The sequence below is a fragment of the Nonomuraea sp. NPDC003727 genome, from assembly GCF_053586935.1.
In genome coordinates this window covers 293,892-308,392 of sequence record NZ_JBSFNE010000002.1, presented here as the reverse complement: position 1 = coordinate 308,392, position 14,501 = coordinate 293,892, and the positions used below count along the sequence as shown (strand labels likewise).

The following is a 14,501-nucleotide window of genomic DNA, read 5'->3' as shown; positions in this document are numbered from 1 at the left end:
ACTTTCCTTTAAGTTGACCCGGATCGTAGGCCGGTGCGATCGGCGCGTCAATGGGGTGGGCCAGGGTGGTGCACGGGGCACGGCAGACTGGAAGCGTGCCATCCACCCTTCCCGACGGCGACCCCGCGCCCGCGTCAGGCGAACTGCCCGCGAGCGCGCTGAACGGCCTGGGCGAGCGCCCCTTCGGCTTCTACGTCCACGTCCCCTTCTGCGTGACGCGCTGCGGCTACTGCGACTTCAACACCTACACCGCCGCCGAACTGGGCCCGGGTGCCTCCCACCGCGACTACGCCGACACCGCCATCGAGGAGGTACGGCTGGCCCGCCGCGTCCTCGGCGACGCCGACCTGCCCGTCGAGACCGTCTTCTTCGGCGGCGGCACGCCCACCCTGCTCCCCGCGGCGGACCTGGCCAGGATCCTGCGCGCGATCGACGAGGAGTTCGGCCTGGCCGCCGGCGCCGAGGTGACGACCGAGGCCAACCCCGAGTCCGTCGACCCCGCCTACCTGGAACGGCTGCGCGAGGGCGGCTTCAACCGGGTCAGCTTCGGCATGCAGAGCGCCAGGGAGCACGTGCTGAAGGTCCTCGACCGGCACCACACCCCCGGACGGGCGGCGCAGGCCGTCCAGGAGGCGAAGCGGGCCGGGTTCGACCACGTGAACCTCGACCTGATCTACAGCACCCCCGGGGAGAGCGACGACGACTGGCGGGCCTCGCTGCGGGCGGCGATCGAGGCCGAGCCCGACCACGTGTCGGCCTACTCGCTCATCGTCGAGGAGGGCACCAGGCTGGCGGCCAGGATCAGGCGCGGCGAACTGCCGATGCCCGACGACGACGTGGCCGCCGACCGCTACGTCATCGCCGACAAGATGCTGTCGGAGGCGGGCTTCGCCTGGTACGAGGTGTCGAACTGGGCCACCTCCGACGCGGGCCGGTGCCGGCACAACCTGCTCTACTGGACCGGCGGCGACTGGTGGGCGGTCGGGCCCGGCGCGCACAGCCACGTGGGCGGCACCCGCTGGTGGAACGTCAAGCACCCGGCCGCCTACGCCCAGCGCCTGGCCGCGGGCACCTCGCCGGCGCACGCGCGGGAGGTGCTCGGCGCTGACGACCGCGAGGTGGAGCGGCTGATGCTGGAGTTGCGGCTGGCCTCCGGCTATCCGCTGGCCGACGTGGCCGCGAACACCCGTACGGCCGTGGCCAGGGCGATGGGCGACGGGCTGCTGGAGACCGAGCCCTTCAAGGCGGGTCGCATGGTGCTCACCCTGCGGGGCCGGCTGCTGGCCGACGCCCTGATCCGCGACCTGACCATGTGACCCGCGCGGCGAGCCCGCGTCACACGCCATCGTGCCGGCGGGGGACGGCCGGGTCTGCGCGGTCCAGGTCGGTCGGTCAGGTGCGGGTGGTCGAGACCGGTCTGGTGCGGGCGGTGCCGGGTGGTCGAGGTGGGTCTGGTGCGGGTGGTGCCGGGCGGTTGATGCCGGTCGGATACCGCGCGCCGGTTCGGGCCGGTTGCGACCGGCCCGTGGAGCAGGCTCGGAAGCCCGTGTGAGGACGAGAAGGCCCCACCGGACACCGACGCCTGCCCACCCGGTCGCCGAGGAGCCCGGCGCACCCTCAGCTGACGAAGTTGATGTTGACGGGATAGCGGTACTTGTCGCCCCGGTTCGCCGCCATGGCCGCCATGATCGCGAAGATCAGCGAGGCGATCCACAGCACGAACATCAGCAGGAAGCCGATCAGCAGGAACGCCAGCACGATGGAGACGATGTACCCGATGAACACGGTGATCTGGAAGTTGAGCGCCTGCGCCGACTGGTCGCGGACGTAGGGGGACTCGTCACGCTTGACCAAGTAGAGGATCAGCGGGCCGACGAAGCCGGTGAGGATGCCGAGCAGGTGGGCGAGCATCGCCATGCTGGTGTCGTCGCTGCCGGGCCGCGGGCCGAACTGGCCGGGCACGTGCGGCGGGCGCGGGTAGCCGGGAGGGCCGTATCCGGGCGGCTGGCCGTAGCCCTGGGGCGCGCCGTAGGGCTGATCGTAACCCTGGGACGGGCCGTGGCCGGGCGAAGGGCCGTAACCCTGGGGCGGGCCGTAACCCTGGGGCGGGCCGTAACCCTGGGAGGGGTCGTAACCCTGGGCGGAGCCGTAACCCTGGGAGGGGTCGTGACCGCCTGAGGGGGTGCCGTGACCCTGGGGTGCGCCGTAACCGCCGGGCGGCGGGCCGTACCCACCGGAAGGCTGGCCGTAAGCGCCGGGCGGCTGGGCGTGCCCGCCGGAGGGCTGGCCATACCCGCCGGAGGGCTGGCCGTGGCCGCCCGCCTGGTCGTGACCCTGGGGAAGGCCGTGACCCTCCGAGGGCGGGCCGCCGGGCTGCGGGCCGGAGCCCGGCAGGTCGGAACGTTCGACGCGTCTGGTGGCGTCGCCGTCCGGCTGCGGATGGTTCTCGCTCATGATGTCTCCGTCACGAAGTCGATCAGCTCTTCGACCCGGCCGAGCAGTGACGGCTCGAGGTCGGCATAGGTGGACACGGCGCCGAGGATCCTGCGCCACGCGTCGGCCGGTTCGAGTCCCCAGCCCAGCGCGGCGATCACGCCCTCCTTCCACGGTAGTCCGCGCGGCACCTCCGGCCACGCGGGGATGCGCAGCACGGACGGCTTGACCGCCTGCCAGATGTCGACGAAGGGGTGCCCGACGACCAGCACGTGCGGGGAGGTGACCTGGGCGGCGATGCGGCTCTCCTTCGAGCCGGGAACCAGGTGGTCGACCAGCACGCCGAGCCTGCGCCCCGGTTCCGGCGCGAACTCGGCCACGATGGCGGGCAGGTCGTCCACGCCCTCGAGGTATTCCACGACCACGCCTTCGACCCGCAGGTCGTGGCCCCAGATCTTCTCCACGAGCGCGGCGTCGTGCACGCCCTCGACGTAGATGCGGCTCTCCCGCGCGACCCTGGCCCGCAGCCCCTCGACGGCGATCGAGCCGGAGGCGCTGCGCCGGGGACCGGCGGGGGCGGCGGCGGGCCGTACCAGGGTCACGGGCCTGCCCTCCAGCAGGAACGCGGCGGGCGCCAGCGGGAACAGCCGGCGCTTGCCGAAGCGGTCCTCGAGCGTGACCGCCTCCTTGTCGCAGGCCACCACCGCGCCGCAGAACCCGCTGTCGGCGTCCTCCACGACCAGGTCGCGTTCGGCCGGCACGACCGGGATCTTCCCCTTGCCGGGGCGCCGCCAGTTCCCCGCAAGGACGTCACGCTCGTACATGGGGGGACCGTAGCAAATCGCCGTGTCGCAGCGGCGCGCGACGAGAAGGACGCCAGGGCCCCTCTTCGGGGTACCGCCAGGGGGGCGGTGGAACGTCGGTCATGGACAGTATTGTCGGCGTACGGCTTGCGGCCGGCTTGACTCCGCGTGTTATCGCACCTTGTGGGCGAGAGCCGTACACTTGGCACTCGGGAACACAGAGTGCTAGACCTGTCGTTCCTCAACAGGCAGGGAGGTGAGCACGTGCTCGATGATCGGAAGCTTGCGGTGCTCCGCGCCATTGTCGAGGACTACGTGTCCACCAACGAACCGGTGGGCTCGAAGGCGCTGGCCGAGCGCCACAACCTGAACGTCTCCCCGGCCACGGTCAGGAACGACATGGCGGCGCTGGAGGAGCAGGGCTACATCGCCCAGCCCCACACCAGCGCCGGACGGGTGCCGACGGACAAGGGCTACCGGCTCTTCGTGGACAGGCTGTCGCAGATCAAGCCGCTCTCGGCCGCCGAGCGCAGGGCGATCGAGACGTTCCTCGCCGGTGCGGTCGACCTCGACGACGTGGTCACCCGCACGGTCCGGTTGCTGGCGCAGCTGACCAGACAGGTGGCGGTGGTGCAGTACCCGACGCTGTCGCAGTCGACGGTCCGTCATCTGGAGCTGGTCCCGCTGACCGACAGGCGGGTGATGTTCGTGCTGATCACGAACACCGGCCGGGTCGAGCAGCGCGTCATCGAGCTACCCGAGCCGATCGAGGAGTCGAGGGTCGCGCACCTGCGCGCGGTGCTCAACGCGTGCCTCGACGGCTGCGGGCTCAACAAGGTGCCCGAGCAGGTCGCCGACCTGCCCGAGCGGCTGGCGGTCGAGGACCGGCCGGCGGCGGCGACGATCCTGTCGGTGCTGCTGGAGACCCTGGTCGACCGCCACGACGAGAAGATCGTCTTCGCCGGGGCGGCCAACCTGGCGGGCGCCGACTTCACCACGGGCCTGCGCGACGTGCTCGAGGCGCTGGAGGAGCAGGTGGTGCTCATGCGCCTGCTCGGCGAGACTTCCGACATGCCGACCACGCTCACCGTCAGGATCGGCTCGGAGAACCCCTACACAGGACTGCGTGGCACCTCCCTCGTCGCCACCGGGTACGGTTCCGGGGCCCGCCTCGGCGTGCTCGGTCCCACCCGGATGGACTACCCCGTGACGATGGGCGCTGTACGCGCGGTGGCCCGCTACGTCAGCCAGATCCTGGCTGCATCATAAGAGGTCGATAAGTGGCAAACGACTACTACGGCACCCTCGGGGTGCGCCGTGACGCCAGTCAGGACGAGATCAAGAAGGCGTATCGTCGGCTGGCGCGCGAGCTGCACCCCGATGTGAACCCCGATCCGGCGACCCAGGAGCGCTTCAAGGAGATCACGCAGGCCTACGAGGTCCTGTCCGATCCCAACAAGCGCCAGATGTACGACCTGGGCGCCGACCCCTTCGCGAGCGCGGGCGCGGGTGCCGGAGCCGGCGGATTCGGCGCAGGCTTCCCCTTCAGCGACATCATGGACGCCTTCTTCGGCACGGCGGGCGGCGCCCGAGGCCCCCGCTCGCGCGCCAGGAGAGGGCGTAACGCGACCATCAGGGTCGAGCTCGACCTGCGCGAGGCGGCGTTCGGCACCACCAGGGAGCTCAACGTCGACACGGCCGTGCTGTGCGAGGTGTGCTCCGGTTCGGGCGCCGCTCCAGGCACGCATCCCGACACCTGTGACATGTGTCAGGGGCGCGGTGAGATCTCCCAGGTCACCAGGTCGTTCCTGGGCCAGGTCATGACCTCGCGGCCGTGCCCCCAGTGCGGCGGCTTCGGCTCGATCATCCGCCACCCCTGCCAGGAGTGCTCGGGCGACGGCCGGGTCCGCACCCGCCGTACGATCAAGGTGCGCATCCCCGCGGGCGTCGAGGACGGCACCCACATCCAGCTGGCCGGCGAGGGCGAGGTCGGCCCCGGCGGCGGCCCTCCCGGAGACCTGTTCCTGGAGATCGTCGAGAAGCCGCACGAGATCTTCGAGCGGCGCGGCGACGACCTCCACTGCACCGTGCAGATCCCGATGACCGCTGCGGCCCTCGGCACGTCGCTGACGGTGGAGACGCTCGACGGCGCCGAGGAGATCGACGTCCGGCCGGGCACCCAGTCGGGCCAGGTCATCACCATGTACGGCAGGGGCGTCCAGCGCCTGAACGAGACGGGCCGCGGCGACCTGCTGATCCACGTCAACGTGGAGACGCCCACCCGCCTCGACCAGGCGCAGGAGGACCTGCTGCGCGAGCTGTCCAAGCTGCGCGGTGAGGAGCGTCCGCCGGGCAAGTTCGCCCCCGGCCAGCAGGGGTTCTTCTCCCGGCTGAGAGACGCCTTCAACGGCCGTTAGTCCACCGTCCGGTACGGCAGGCCGGCTCGGCCCCACCGCGGTCACGCGGCCGGGGCCCGTCCATCACGCTGCTCCAGCGGGACTCCGGCCGGCCGCCGTAACGTCGCCCGCCCAGGGGAGGCTCCTGTGACCGTGCCCGTGTTCCTCGCCGACGCGGCCGATCTCGGCCGCGCGCAGTTCGTTCTCGGCGGCCCCGAAGGGCGGCACGCGGCAGCCGTGCGGCGTATCCGGGCGGGCGAGCGGATCGACCTGACCGACGGGGCGGGCGCGGTCGCCGAGTGTGTGGCCGTCGAGGTGCTCAAGGACGGCCTGCGGGTGGAGGTCCTGCGCCGTTTCGAGGTTCCCGCGCCGTCGCCGCGGCTGGTCGTGGTGCAGGGGCTGCCGAAGGGCGACAGGGGCGAGTTGGCGGTGGAGATGATGACCGAGGCGGGCGTCGACGTGATAGTCCCCTGGTCGGCGGCGCGCAGCGTCACGCAGTGGAAGGGCGAGCGGGCGGCCAAGTCGCTGGCGAAGTGGCAGGCGACGGCCAGGGAGGCGGGCAAGCAGGCCCGCAGGTTCCACGCCGCCCAGGTGACGCCGCAGCACTCGACGGCCCAGGTGGCCGAGCTGCTGGCCGGGGCCGCGCTGGCGCTGGTGCTGCACGAGGAGGCGGAGGAGGGGCTGGCGAGCGTCGAACTGCCGGTGGCCGGCGACATCGTGCTCGTGGTGGGGCCCGAGGGCGGGATCTCAGAGGACGAGCTCGACAGGTTCACGGCGGCGAAGGCCGTGCCGGTGCTGCTCGGGCCGACGGTGCTGCGCACCTCCACGGCGGGGGTCGCGGCGGCCGCCGTCGTGCAGGCGCGTACGGGGCGCTGGTGATGCTAGGGGCTGGACAGCGGGGTGGCGATCTCGCTCGGTGAGGGCGCGGGGTCCTCGGGCGAGCACTGCTCGGCGCTGCAGTCGGGGTTGTCGGGGTTCTGGGTCGTCTCTGACGGCGTGGCCGACGGGGTCGGCGTCGGGGTGGCGTCGAGACACTCCTCCGCACGCGGCTGCGCGCTTTCCTTGGCGCACGGCGTCGGGGTGGGGGTCGGCGTCGGGGTCTTCTTGACCGGGGCGTGCGTCTCGGAGGTCTCGGTGGCCGGTGAGTGGGTCACGGGAGGCGGCGGGACGGCGGGCTGGGTGCGCCGCGTCGGCGGCAGCTTGGCCGGCGGGCGGGTGGTCGAGGAGTTGTCGGGGGGCAGCTCGGTGCCGTTGTCGACGGGGACCGCGGGGACGATCACCATGTTGCGGAGGTCGGGGACGACCATCACGATCGTCCCCGCCACGAGAACCGCGCCCGCCGCCGCGGCGCCCGCCCGCCACCAGAACAGTCCCCGCAGCCCGCGCCTTTCGATGCGGGCGCGGATGATCTCCAAGCCCTCGGGAGACGGCACGACCGCGTCCGCCTCCGCGCGCAGCACCCGGCGCAGGATCTCGCCGTGCTCGTCGGGTGGCAGGGTCATGACATCTTCTCCAGAACGGAACGCAGGGCCGCCATGCCGCGAGCCGTGTGGCTCTTGACGGCGCCCTTGCTGATGCCCATGGCATGGGCGATCTCGGCCTCGGACAGGTCACCGTAATAACGAAGAACGAGCGCCTCTCTCTGTCGCGCGGGCAGGGCCCGCAGTGCCTCGATGACGGCCGAGCGTTCAAGCTCGCCGATCGCGCCGTTCTCGGCGCTCGGGGCGTCGGGCAGGCCTTTGGGAGCGTACTTTTCGACGACCGCGCGGTGACGCAGCACGGAACGGGACCGGTTGACGACAGACTGACGTAGGTAGGCGAGTGCTTTGTCGGGGTCGCGAAGTCTGCGCCAGGCGCCATGGATGGCGACGAACGCGTCCTGCACGACTTCCTCCGCGGTTGCTATGTCGCGTACCAGCAACACAGCGAGACGCACCAATGACCGAAAGTGGGCGCTGTAGAGCGCGGTCACGGCCATGTCGGCATCCCACCCGACCGGCACCGCCCCTAACGACCTGTCGGCCAGAAGGGTTTCGGTGGTCACATCAGTGGGACGCTCAGCCTTCCCGGGGGGTTTACGCTCTTGCGGTTCCTTAGGGGGCATGACCCAGTCGTGTCCTCGCCAGGTGGCCTCGCCCGACCCTGAATCGTCTTAGTTTTCGGTGGATTGTCGCACACACACCCTAACCGCGGGGATCTTTGTACGCACGGTATGACGGATTACCGATTGGCAACAGCGGGTCCCCTCCTTTCTCTCGAGTGACGATAGGGTTCCACCGTGACCGACTGTCTCTTCTGCAAGATCGTGGCGAAGGAGATTCCTGCCGAGATCGTTTACGAGACCGACAGGACGCTGGCCTTTCGCGACATCAATCCGCAGGCGCCCATGCATGTGCTGGTGATCCCCAAGGTTCACCACGCCGACGCCGCCGCGCTGGCCCAGGCCGACGACGGCCTGGCCGACGACGTGCTCAAGAGCGCGCACGCCGTGGCGACGCAGGAGGGTGTGGCCGAGGGCGGCTATCGCGTGGTCTTCAACACCGGACCGGGCGCGGGCCAGACCGTTTTCCACGTGCACGCGCACGTTCTGGGCGGGCGCGCGCTGTCCTGGCCGCCCGGCTGATATTGACGCGAGCCGGGTGGGGGTGCCCGGCTACCATGAAGTGAGAACACCCTACCGAGACCGGGAGGCATCAGGCCGACAGGCCTGCCCATGTCTGAGCTAAACGAATCCCGTAGAACAGCACCACCCTCGCGCACTCAGGCAAAGGTGCTGATTCCGGACGAATATCCGATGGTCACCCTCCTTGGCTCCCGCGACGAGTTGCTGCGCGTCATCGAGGGCGCGTTCCGCGCCGACATCCACGTGCGCGGCAACGAGATCACCGTCACCGGCAGCCCCGACGAGAGCGGCGCCGTCGTGCGCCTGTTCGAGGAGCTGGTCGAGGTGCTGCGCAGCGGCGGCGAGCTGACCGCCGACGCCGTCGAGCGCAGCATCGCCATGCTGAAGATGACCTCCGAGCGCCCCGCCGAGGTGTTGTCCCTCGACATCCTCTCCTCGCGCGGGCGCACCATCCGGCCCAAGACCGTCAACCAGAAGCGCTACGTCGACGCGATCGACAAGCACACGGTCGTGTTCGGCATCGGCCCCGCCGGCACCGGCAAGACCTATCTCGCCATGGCGAAGGCCGTACGCGCGCTCCAGGAGAAGAAGGTCAACCGGATCATCCTGACCAGGCCCGCCGTCGAGGCGGGGGAGCGGCTCGGCTTCCTGCCCGGCACGCTCTACGAGAAGATCGACCCCTACCTGCGCCCGCTCTACGACGCGCTGCACGACATGGTCGACCCCGAGTCCATCCCCAAGCTGATGGCCGCGGGCACGATCGAGGTCGCGCCGCTGGCGTACATGCGCGGTCGCACGCTCAACGACGCCTTCATCATCCTCGACGAGGCGCAGAACTCCTCGGCCGAGCAGATGAAGATGTTCCTCACGCGACTGGGCTTCAACTCCAAGATCGTCGTGACCGGTGACGTCACCCAGGTCGACCTGCCCACCGGCACGGTCAGCGGTCTGCGCGTGGTGCAGGAGATCCTCGACGGCATCCCCGACATCCACTTCGCGCGGCTGAGCAGCTCCGACGTGGTGCGCCACAAGCTGGTCAGCGACATCGTCGACGCCTACGGGCGCTACGACGCGCTCCAGGAGCCGAAGCAGATCCACCAGCAGCGACGAGGGAAGCGACCGTGAGCATCGAGGTCAACAACGAGTCCGGCGTCGAGGTCGACGAGCAGGGTTTCGCCGCCCTCGCCGGGCACGTGCTGCAGGAGATGGGCGTCAACCCCCTCGCCGAGCTGTCGATCCTCGTGGTCGACGAGGGCGTCATGGCCGAGCTGCACGAGAAGTGGATGGGCGAGCCCGGCCCCACCGACGTGCTGTCCTTCCCGATGGACGAGCTGCGCCCCGGCGGCGGGGCGCGGGGCGACGCCGACAACGGCCCCGATCCCGCGCTCCTCGGCGACGTGGTGCTGTGCCCGCACGTGGCGGCCAAGCAGGCCACCACCGCCGGCCACAGCACGGCCGACGAGCTCGACCTGCTGCTCACCCACGGCATCCTTCACCTGCTCGGCTACGACCACGCCGAACCGGAGGAGCACAAGGAGATGTTCGGCCTGCAGGCCCAGCTCCTGGAGTCGTGGCGGGAGGTGCGCACCCAGCGGTGAACGCGTGGCTGCTGTCGGCCGTCGGTCTCGTGGTGATCGGAGGTCTGATCGCCAGTGCCGAAACGGCCTTGTCCCGCATTTCCCGGGTGCGCGCCGAGGAGTTCGTGCGTGAGGGGCGGAGAGGAGCCGAGCGGCTGCAGGCCATCGTCGCCGACCCGCCCCGCTACCTCAACCTCCTGCTGCTGCTCCGGCTGAGCTGCGAGCTGGTCGCCACGGTGATCGCCACGTTGCTGTTCATCGATCTGCTCGGCGACCAGGGGTGGGCCTATGCCGCCGCGGCCGCCGTCATGATCGTGGTCAGCTACGTCATCGTCGGCGTCTCCCCGCGCACCCTCGGCCGCCAGCACGCCGAACCGATCGCGCTGGCCGCCGCCCCCCTCGTCTACGGCCTGACCAGGATCTTCGGGCCGCTGCCCAAGCTGCTGATCCTGCTGGGCAACGCGCTGACCCCCGGCAAGGGCTTCCGCGACGGGCCGTTCACCTCGGAGGCCGAGCTGCGCGACCTGGTCGACCTGGCCGAGGAGCGCAGGGTGATCGAACCGGACGAGCGCGAGATGATCCACTCGGTGTTCGAGCTCGGCGACACCCTGGTGCGCGAGGTCATGGTGCCCCGTACCGACATGGTCTTCATCGAGCGCGGCAAGACGCTCAACCAGGCGCTCTCGCTCGCGCTGCGCAGCGGCTTCTCCCGGGTGCCGGTGGTCGGCGAGAACGAGGACGACGTCATCGGCATCGCCTACCTCAAGGACATCGCGCGGCGGGTGCAGGAGTCGTCCGGCGACGCGGGCGCGAAGGTCGAGTCGATCATGCGTCCGGCCACGTACGTGCCCGAGAGCAAGCCGATCGACCAGCTCCTGCGCGAGATGCAGGCGCGCCAGATCCACCTGGCCATCGTCATCGACGAGTACGGCGGCACCGCCGGGCTCGTCACCATCGAGGACATCCTCGAGGAGATCGTCGGCGAGATCACCGACGAGTACGACCAGGAGGCGCCCCGCGTCGAGGCGCAGCCCGACGGGGGCCTGCGGGTGACCGCGCGGATGCCGGTCGACGAGCTGGCCGAGCTGTTCCACGCCGAGATCGACGTCGACGACGTCGAGACGGTGGGCGGGCTGCTGGCGCACGCGCTGGGACGGGTGCCGATCGCGGGGTCGCAGGCGGTGGTGGCCGGGCTGCGGCTGACCGCCGAGAGCCTGGCGGGGCGGCGCAACCGGATCAGCACGGTGGTCGTCCGGCGGGTGGCGCCGCCCGAGGACGAGGCCGTCGTCGCGGCCGCCGAACACGACTGACACACCGCGCGGACCCGGCGCTTGACACACAGCGCGGACCAGGCGCTCGACCGACACACTGCGCGGACCCCGGCGCAAGGCCGCGCTGAGCGTCGAGTCCGTACAAGACATCAGAGGGTTCGCCAAGGCCGCAAGTGTTCTACAAGCATCTTGCAAGGCCCTCCGAGCACGATGTTTCTCGACACCCTGTGCGGTGGGTGTCGGAGGGAGTCACCGAGGCGCCGGAAGGGGTTCGCGGCGCGGAGGGGGCTCCGGGGGGAACGCGACGCCCGGCTTGCTAGCCGCGGCCAGGCGTTGCACTTCGTCAAGGGTGCTCTCGCCCGGGTTGAACCGGGCGAGAGCACCCTTACAGGTTTTCCAGGGTCTTTTCAACACAGGTAATGAAGTTGGCGACTCCGGTGGATTGCCGTTTTCGTCGACGGGGGAGATATGCCGTCGGCGTGAGCGATCATCGGGGGAGATCATGGCGCTGATCATGAGGGCGGCACTCGCCGCCATGGCCTGCGGGCTGCTGGTCACCAGCCTGGCCGGGTGCGCCGAACGGCGTCCCTACGCCGAGTCGGCAGCCACAGAGGAGAGCGCCCGGCTGCGGGGCATCCTGCGCGGCCAGCCAGTCCTGCCCGACGGGTTCTCCCCCAAGGCGGGCGCGGCGTGGCGCTCGCCGTTCCACAAGACGGGCGCCCAGTGCGCGGCCGCGTTCCAGACGGCGGCGGGACGCCCGCCCGCGCGGGCGCTGGAGGCGCACGCGGCGGCCAGCTACCAGGGCGACGTGCTCGGCGAACTGGCCGCGGTCGGGGTGGCCGTCTACGGCGGCGCCCAGGCCGCGTGGCACCTGGACGAGCTCGGCCGGACCCTCGACCGCTGCCCCCGGATGGAGGTGACCGAGCCGGGACGGGCCACCCGGCTGCGGCTGTCCCCGCTCACCCTTCCGCCGCTGGGCGACGAGGCGGTCGGCAGGCAGCTGCGCGGACGGCTGAACGGCTACCCCTACGCCCTCGACGTGGTGTTCGTCCGCCTGGGCGACAGGCTGCTGTCGCTCGTCCACACCGGCCTGGGCACCGTCGACCTCCAGCGGACCGAACAGCTCGCCAAGACGTTCGCCGAGCTGGCTCGCTAACCTTGGCTCGTGACTCTCGATGCCGAAGACTCCAAGATCATCACGCTGGCCCGCGCGACCAGGGCGCGCAACGCGGCGCGGGAGGGCGCGGCGGTGCGCGACGAGACAGGCCGCACCTACGCCGCGACCAACGTCGCCCTCGCCTCGCTGACGCTGTCGGCCGTGCAGGTGGCCGTGGCCATGGCGGTCTCCGGCGGCGCCCAGTCGCTCGAGGCGGCGGCACTGGTCACGGAGGCCGAGAGCGCGAGCGAGAACGACGAGGCGGTGGTCCGCGAGCTGGGCGCCAAGGCGCTGTTCGTGGCGGGCCCCGACGGCACGCTCAGGGCCTGACATGGCCATGTCGCCGTTCCTCGCCGACCTGCGCAAGCAGGTCGGCAACAGCCTGCTGATGCTGCCCGCGGCCACCGGCTGCGTCTTCGACGACGAAGGACGGCTGCTGGTGGCCCGCCACACCGGCGAGCAGGGCAGCTGGGCGCCGCCGGGCGGCGGCATCGACCCCGACGAGCGTCCCGAGCACACCGTGGTGCGCGAGCTGCGCGAGGAACTCGCCGTCGACATCGAGGTGCGGGGGCTGATCGGGGTGTTCGGCGGGCCCGAGTTCCGCACCACCTACCCCAACGGCCACCAGGTCGCCTACGTCAACGCCGTCTACGGCTGCGCGATCGTCGGCGGCACGATCACGCCCGACGGCGACGAGATCACCGACGCCCGCTTCGCCGCCGAGAGCGAGCTCACGAGCCTGCCGATGCCCGCCTGGGCGCCGCGGGTCCTGCCCCAGGCTTTCGCCTGGTGGCGAGAGCGCTGGTCGGCATAGGCGAGAATTCATAGGTGACCAGTAACCATCGCGCCGGGTTCGCCTGCTTCGTCGGCCGCCCCAACGTCGGCAAGTCCACGCTGATGAACGCGCTGGTCGGCACCAAAGTGGCGATCACCTCCTCCAAGCCGCAGACGACCAGGCGCGTCATCAGGGGCATCGTGCACCGCCCCGACGCCCAGCTGATCATCGTCGACACGCCGGGCCTGCACCGCCCGCGCACGCTGCTCGGCGAGCGGCTCGACAGCCTGGTGCTGTCCACCCTGACCGAGGTCGACGTCATCGGCTTCTGCGTGCCCGCCAACGAGCCGATCGGCAAGGGCGACCGCTTCATCGCCGAGAAGCTGGGCGCGGTCAAGCGCACACCCGTCGTCGCCGTGGTCACCAAGTGCGACCTGGCGTCCAGGGAGCAGATCGCCGAACAACTGCTGGCCGTGTCCCAGCTGGCCGAGTTCGCGCACGTCGTGCCGGTGTCGGCCAACCGCGGTGACAACCTCGACGCGCTGGCCGACGTGCTCATCTCCGAGCTGCCCGAGTCGCCGCCGCTGTATGAGGGCGGGCAACTCACCGACGAGCCCGAGCAGGTGCTGGTGGGCGAGCTGATCAGGGAGGCGGCGCTCGAAGGGGTGCGCGACGAGCTGCCCCACTCGATCGCGGTCGTGGTCGACGAGATGCTGCCCCGAGAGGGGCGCGACGACCTGCTCGACATCTACGCGCACATGTTCGTCGAACGTCCGTCGCAGAAGGCGATCGTCATCGGGCACAAGGGCGAGCGGCTGCGCGAGGTCGGCACCAAGGCCCGCAAGCAGATCGAGGCGCTGCTCGGCACCCGCGTCTACCTCGACCTGCGCATCAGCGTCGCCAAGGACTGGCAGCGCGACCCGAAACAACTGCGCCGCCTGGGCTTCTACGACTGATCCCCGCGCCTCCACCCGAACCGTCCCGGGATCGACGTCTCGTGCGGGCAGATCGTTCCGCTGCCGTCCGTGGGCCGTGCGGTTGGGAGCGTCCGCGGGGCGTCTTGTCCAGACCGTCGGTGGTCGTCCCGTTCGAGTGGGTGCTTCGGGGTCGTCCGTTTGTGGCGTTCGGGGCCGTTCGTTTACGGCAAGCCGGCCCCAGCGCCTCCGTTCGTGCGGGGTGCCGTCTGTCGCGGGCGCTCACCGGGCAGGACTCCGGTTCCCGCCGTCACGGCGCCCCGTCGGGCTCCTGGGTGGCAAACCCCGGCGTGCCGTTTCCCTGCTGGGTGGACGTTGCGCGGCCGCGCCGAAGTCCTGCTGGAGTACGCGTGATGGACGGGCGGTCAGCGGTGACCACGGGGGGCTTGACCCGGCTTGCCGTACGGGATGGGGGTCGGGTCGGTCAGCGTGAGTGACGGCGCGGATCGGGTTGGTCATCGCGGGCGAGGCGGGGGGACGGGTCGGTCAGCGT

At 70.9% G+C, this 14,501-nt stretch carries 16 protein-coding genes; 12 read left to right on the top strand and 4 right to left on the bottom strand.

Annotation, left to right across the window (positions count from 1 at the left end):
• Positions 1 to 95 precede the first annotated feature (95 nt).
• Positions 96 to 1,316 (top strand): radical SAM family heme chaperone HemW, encoded by a 1,221-nt coding sequence (gene hemW / locus ACWDLG_RS06695; RefSeq protein WP_449916730.1) that lies wholly within the window; start codon positions 96 to 98, stop codon positions 1,314 to 1,316.
• A gap of 301 nt (positions 1,317 to 1,617) precedes the next feature.
• Here hemW and ACWDLG_RS06690 read toward each other — a convergent pair whose 3' ends face one another.
• Positions 1,618 to 2,454 carry a DUF4870 domain-containing protein gene (locus ACWDLG_RS06690; protein WP_449916727.1) on the bottom strand — a complete coding sequence of 279 codons (837 nt, stop codon included), beginning with the start codon at positions 2,452 to 2,454 and terminating at the stop codon, positions 1,618 to 1,620.
• On the bottom strand, positions 2,451 to 3,257 hold the full coding sequence (locus tag ACWDLG_RS06685) for a DUF3097 domain-containing protein (RefSeq protein WP_354906593.1): 807 nt from the start codon (positions 3,255 to 3,257) through the stop codon (positions 2,451 to 2,453). Before ACWDLG_RS06685 ends, ACWDLG_RS06690 begins: the two co-directional genes overlap by 4 nt.
• Positions 3,258 to 3,500: 243 nt before the next feature.
• Here ACWDLG_RS06685 and hrcA point away from each other — a divergent pair, with 243 nt between their 5' ends.
• The 3 genes from hrcA (at position 3,501) to ACWDLG_RS06670 (ending at position 6,511) form a co-directional block, all read left to right on the top strand.
• Positions 3,501 to 4,505 carry a heat-inducible transcriptional repressor HrcA gene (gene hrcA / locus ACWDLG_RS06680; protein ID WP_449916726.1) on the top strand — a complete coding sequence of 335 codons (1,005 nt, stop codon included), beginning with the start codon at positions 3,501 to 3,503 and terminating at the stop codon, positions 4,503 to 4,505.
• A gap of 11 nt (positions 4,506 to 4,516) precedes the next feature.
• Complete coding sequence (gene dnaJ / locus ACWDLG_RS06675) at positions 4,517 to 5,653, top strand: molecular chaperone DnaJ (RefSeq protein ID WP_449916724.1); 1,137 nt, start codon at positions 4,517 to 4,519, stop codon at positions 5,651 to 5,653.
• Positions 5,654 to 5,779: 126 nt separating this feature from the next.
• Complete coding sequence (locus tag ACWDLG_RS06670) at positions 5,780 to 6,511, top strand: 16S rRNA (uracil(1498)-N(3))-methyltransferase (protein ID WP_449916723.1); 732 nt, start codon at positions 5,780 to 5,782, stop codon at positions 6,509 to 6,511.
• Positions 6,512 to 6,513: 2 nt separating this feature from the next.
• Here the strand turns inward: ACWDLG_RS06670 and ACWDLG_RS06665 are convergent, their stop codons facing one another.
• Together ACWDLG_RS06665 and ACWDLG_RS06660 are read right to left on the bottom strand one after the other, a co-directional pair.
• Positions 6,514 to 7,134, bottom strand: a complete 621-nt coding sequence (locus ACWDLG_RS06665) for a hypothetical protein (RefSeq protein ID WP_449916721.1) — start codon at positions 7,132 to 7,134, stop codon at positions 6,514 to 6,516.
• Positions 7,131 to 7,610 (bottom strand): SigE family RNA polymerase sigma factor, encoded by a 480-nt coding sequence (locus ACWDLG_RS06660; RefSeq protein ID WP_183660508.1) that lies wholly within the window; start codon positions 7,608 to 7,610, stop codon positions 7,131 to 7,133. The genes ACWDLG_RS06665 and ACWDLG_RS06660 overlap by 4 nt, the downstream gene beginning before the upstream one ends.
• Before the next feature lie 300 nt (positions 7,611 to 7,910).
• Here ACWDLG_RS06660 and ACWDLG_RS06655 point away from each other — a divergent pair, with 300 nt between their 5' ends.
• From ACWDLG_RS06655 to era, 8 genes are all read left to right on the top strand, one after another.
• Entirely contained in the window at positions 7,911 to 8,255 is a 345-nt protein-coding gene (locus tag ACWDLG_RS06655; RefSeq protein WP_449916719.1) for a histidine triad nucleotide-binding protein, read from the top strand.
• Positions 8,256 to 8,345: 90 nt separating this feature from the next.
• Positions 8,346 to 9,380 (top strand): PhoH family protein, encoded by a 1,035-nt coding sequence (locus ACWDLG_RS06650; RefSeq protein WP_354906587.1) that lies wholly within the window; start codon positions 8,346 to 8,348, stop codon positions 9,378 to 9,380.
• A complete protein-coding gene (gene ybeY, locus ACWDLG_RS06645; RefSeq protein ID WP_354906586.1) occupies positions 9,377 to 9,853 on the top strand; it encodes an rRNA maturation RNase YbeY in 477 nt (158 codons plus the stop codon). Before ACWDLG_RS06650 ends, ybeY begins: the two co-directional genes overlap by 4 nt.
• A complete protein-coding gene (locus ACWDLG_RS06640) occupies positions 9,850 to 11,142 on the top strand; it encodes a hemolysin family protein (protein WP_449916715.1) in 1,293 nt (430 codons plus the stop codon). Before ybeY ends, ACWDLG_RS06640 begins: the two co-directional genes overlap by 4 nt.
• 463 nt (positions 11,143 to 11,605) lie before the next feature.
• Positions 11,606 to 12,259 carry a hypothetical protein gene (locus ACWDLG_RS06635; RefSeq protein ID WP_449916712.1) on the top strand — a complete coding sequence of 218 codons (654 nt, stop codon included), beginning with the start codon at positions 11,606 to 11,608 and terminating at the stop codon, positions 12,257 to 12,259.
• A gap of 9 nt (positions 12,260 to 12,268) precedes the next feature.
• The gene (locus tag ACWDLG_RS06630) at positions 12,269 to 12,589 is read left to right on the top strand and encodes a cytidine deaminase (protein WP_449916709.1); all 321 of its coding nucleotides are present in this window, start codon (positions 12,269 to 12,271) and stop codon (positions 12,587 to 12,589) included.
• Position 12,590: 1 nt separating this feature from the next.
• On the top strand, positions 12,591 to 13,073 hold the full coding sequence (locus ACWDLG_RS06625; protein WP_449916706.1) for an NUDIX domain-containing protein: 483 nt from the start codon (positions 12,591 to 12,593) through the stop codon (positions 13,071 to 13,073).
• Positions 13,074 to 13,087: 14 nt separating this feature from the next.
• Complete coding sequence (gene era / locus ACWDLG_RS06620) at positions 13,088 to 13,990, top strand: GTPase Era (RefSeq protein WP_354906581.1); 903 nt, start codon at positions 13,088 to 13,090, stop codon at positions 13,988 to 13,990.
• The last annotated feature ends 511 nt before the right edge of the window (positions 13,991 to 14,501 follow it).

Bases quoted from the DNA above. Each gene is read 5' to 3' on its own strand.
- ACWDLG_RS06665 (WP_449916721.1), bottom strand. From the start codon at position 7,134: ATGACCCTGCCACCCGACGAGCACGGCGAGATCCTGCGCCGGGTGCTG.
- ACWDLG_RS06685 (WP_354906593.1), bottom strand. From the start codon at position 3,257: ATGTACGAGCGTGACGTCCTTGCGGGGAACTGGCGGCGCCCCGGCAAG.
- ACWDLG_RS06635 (WP_449916712.1), top strand. From the start codon at position 11,606: ATGGCGCTGATCATGAGGGCGGCACTCGCCGCCATGGCCTGCGGGCTG.
- ACWDLG_RS06625 (WP_449916706.1), top strand. From the start codon at position 12,591: ATGGCCATGTCGCCGTTCCTCGCCGACCTGCGCAAGCAGGTCGGCAAC.
- ACWDLG_RS06660 (WP_183660508.1), bottom strand. From the start codon at position 7,610: ATGGCCGTGACCGCGCTCTACAGCGCCCACTTTCGGTCATTGGTGCGT.
- ACWDLG_RS06650 (WP_354906587.1), top strand. From the start codon at position 8,346: ATGTCTGAGCTAAACGAATCCCGTAGAACAGCACCACCCTCGCGCACT.
- ACWDLG_RS06690 (WP_449916727.1), bottom strand. From the start codon at position 2,454: ATGAGCGAGAACCATCCGCAGCCGGACGGCGACGCCACCAGACGCGTC.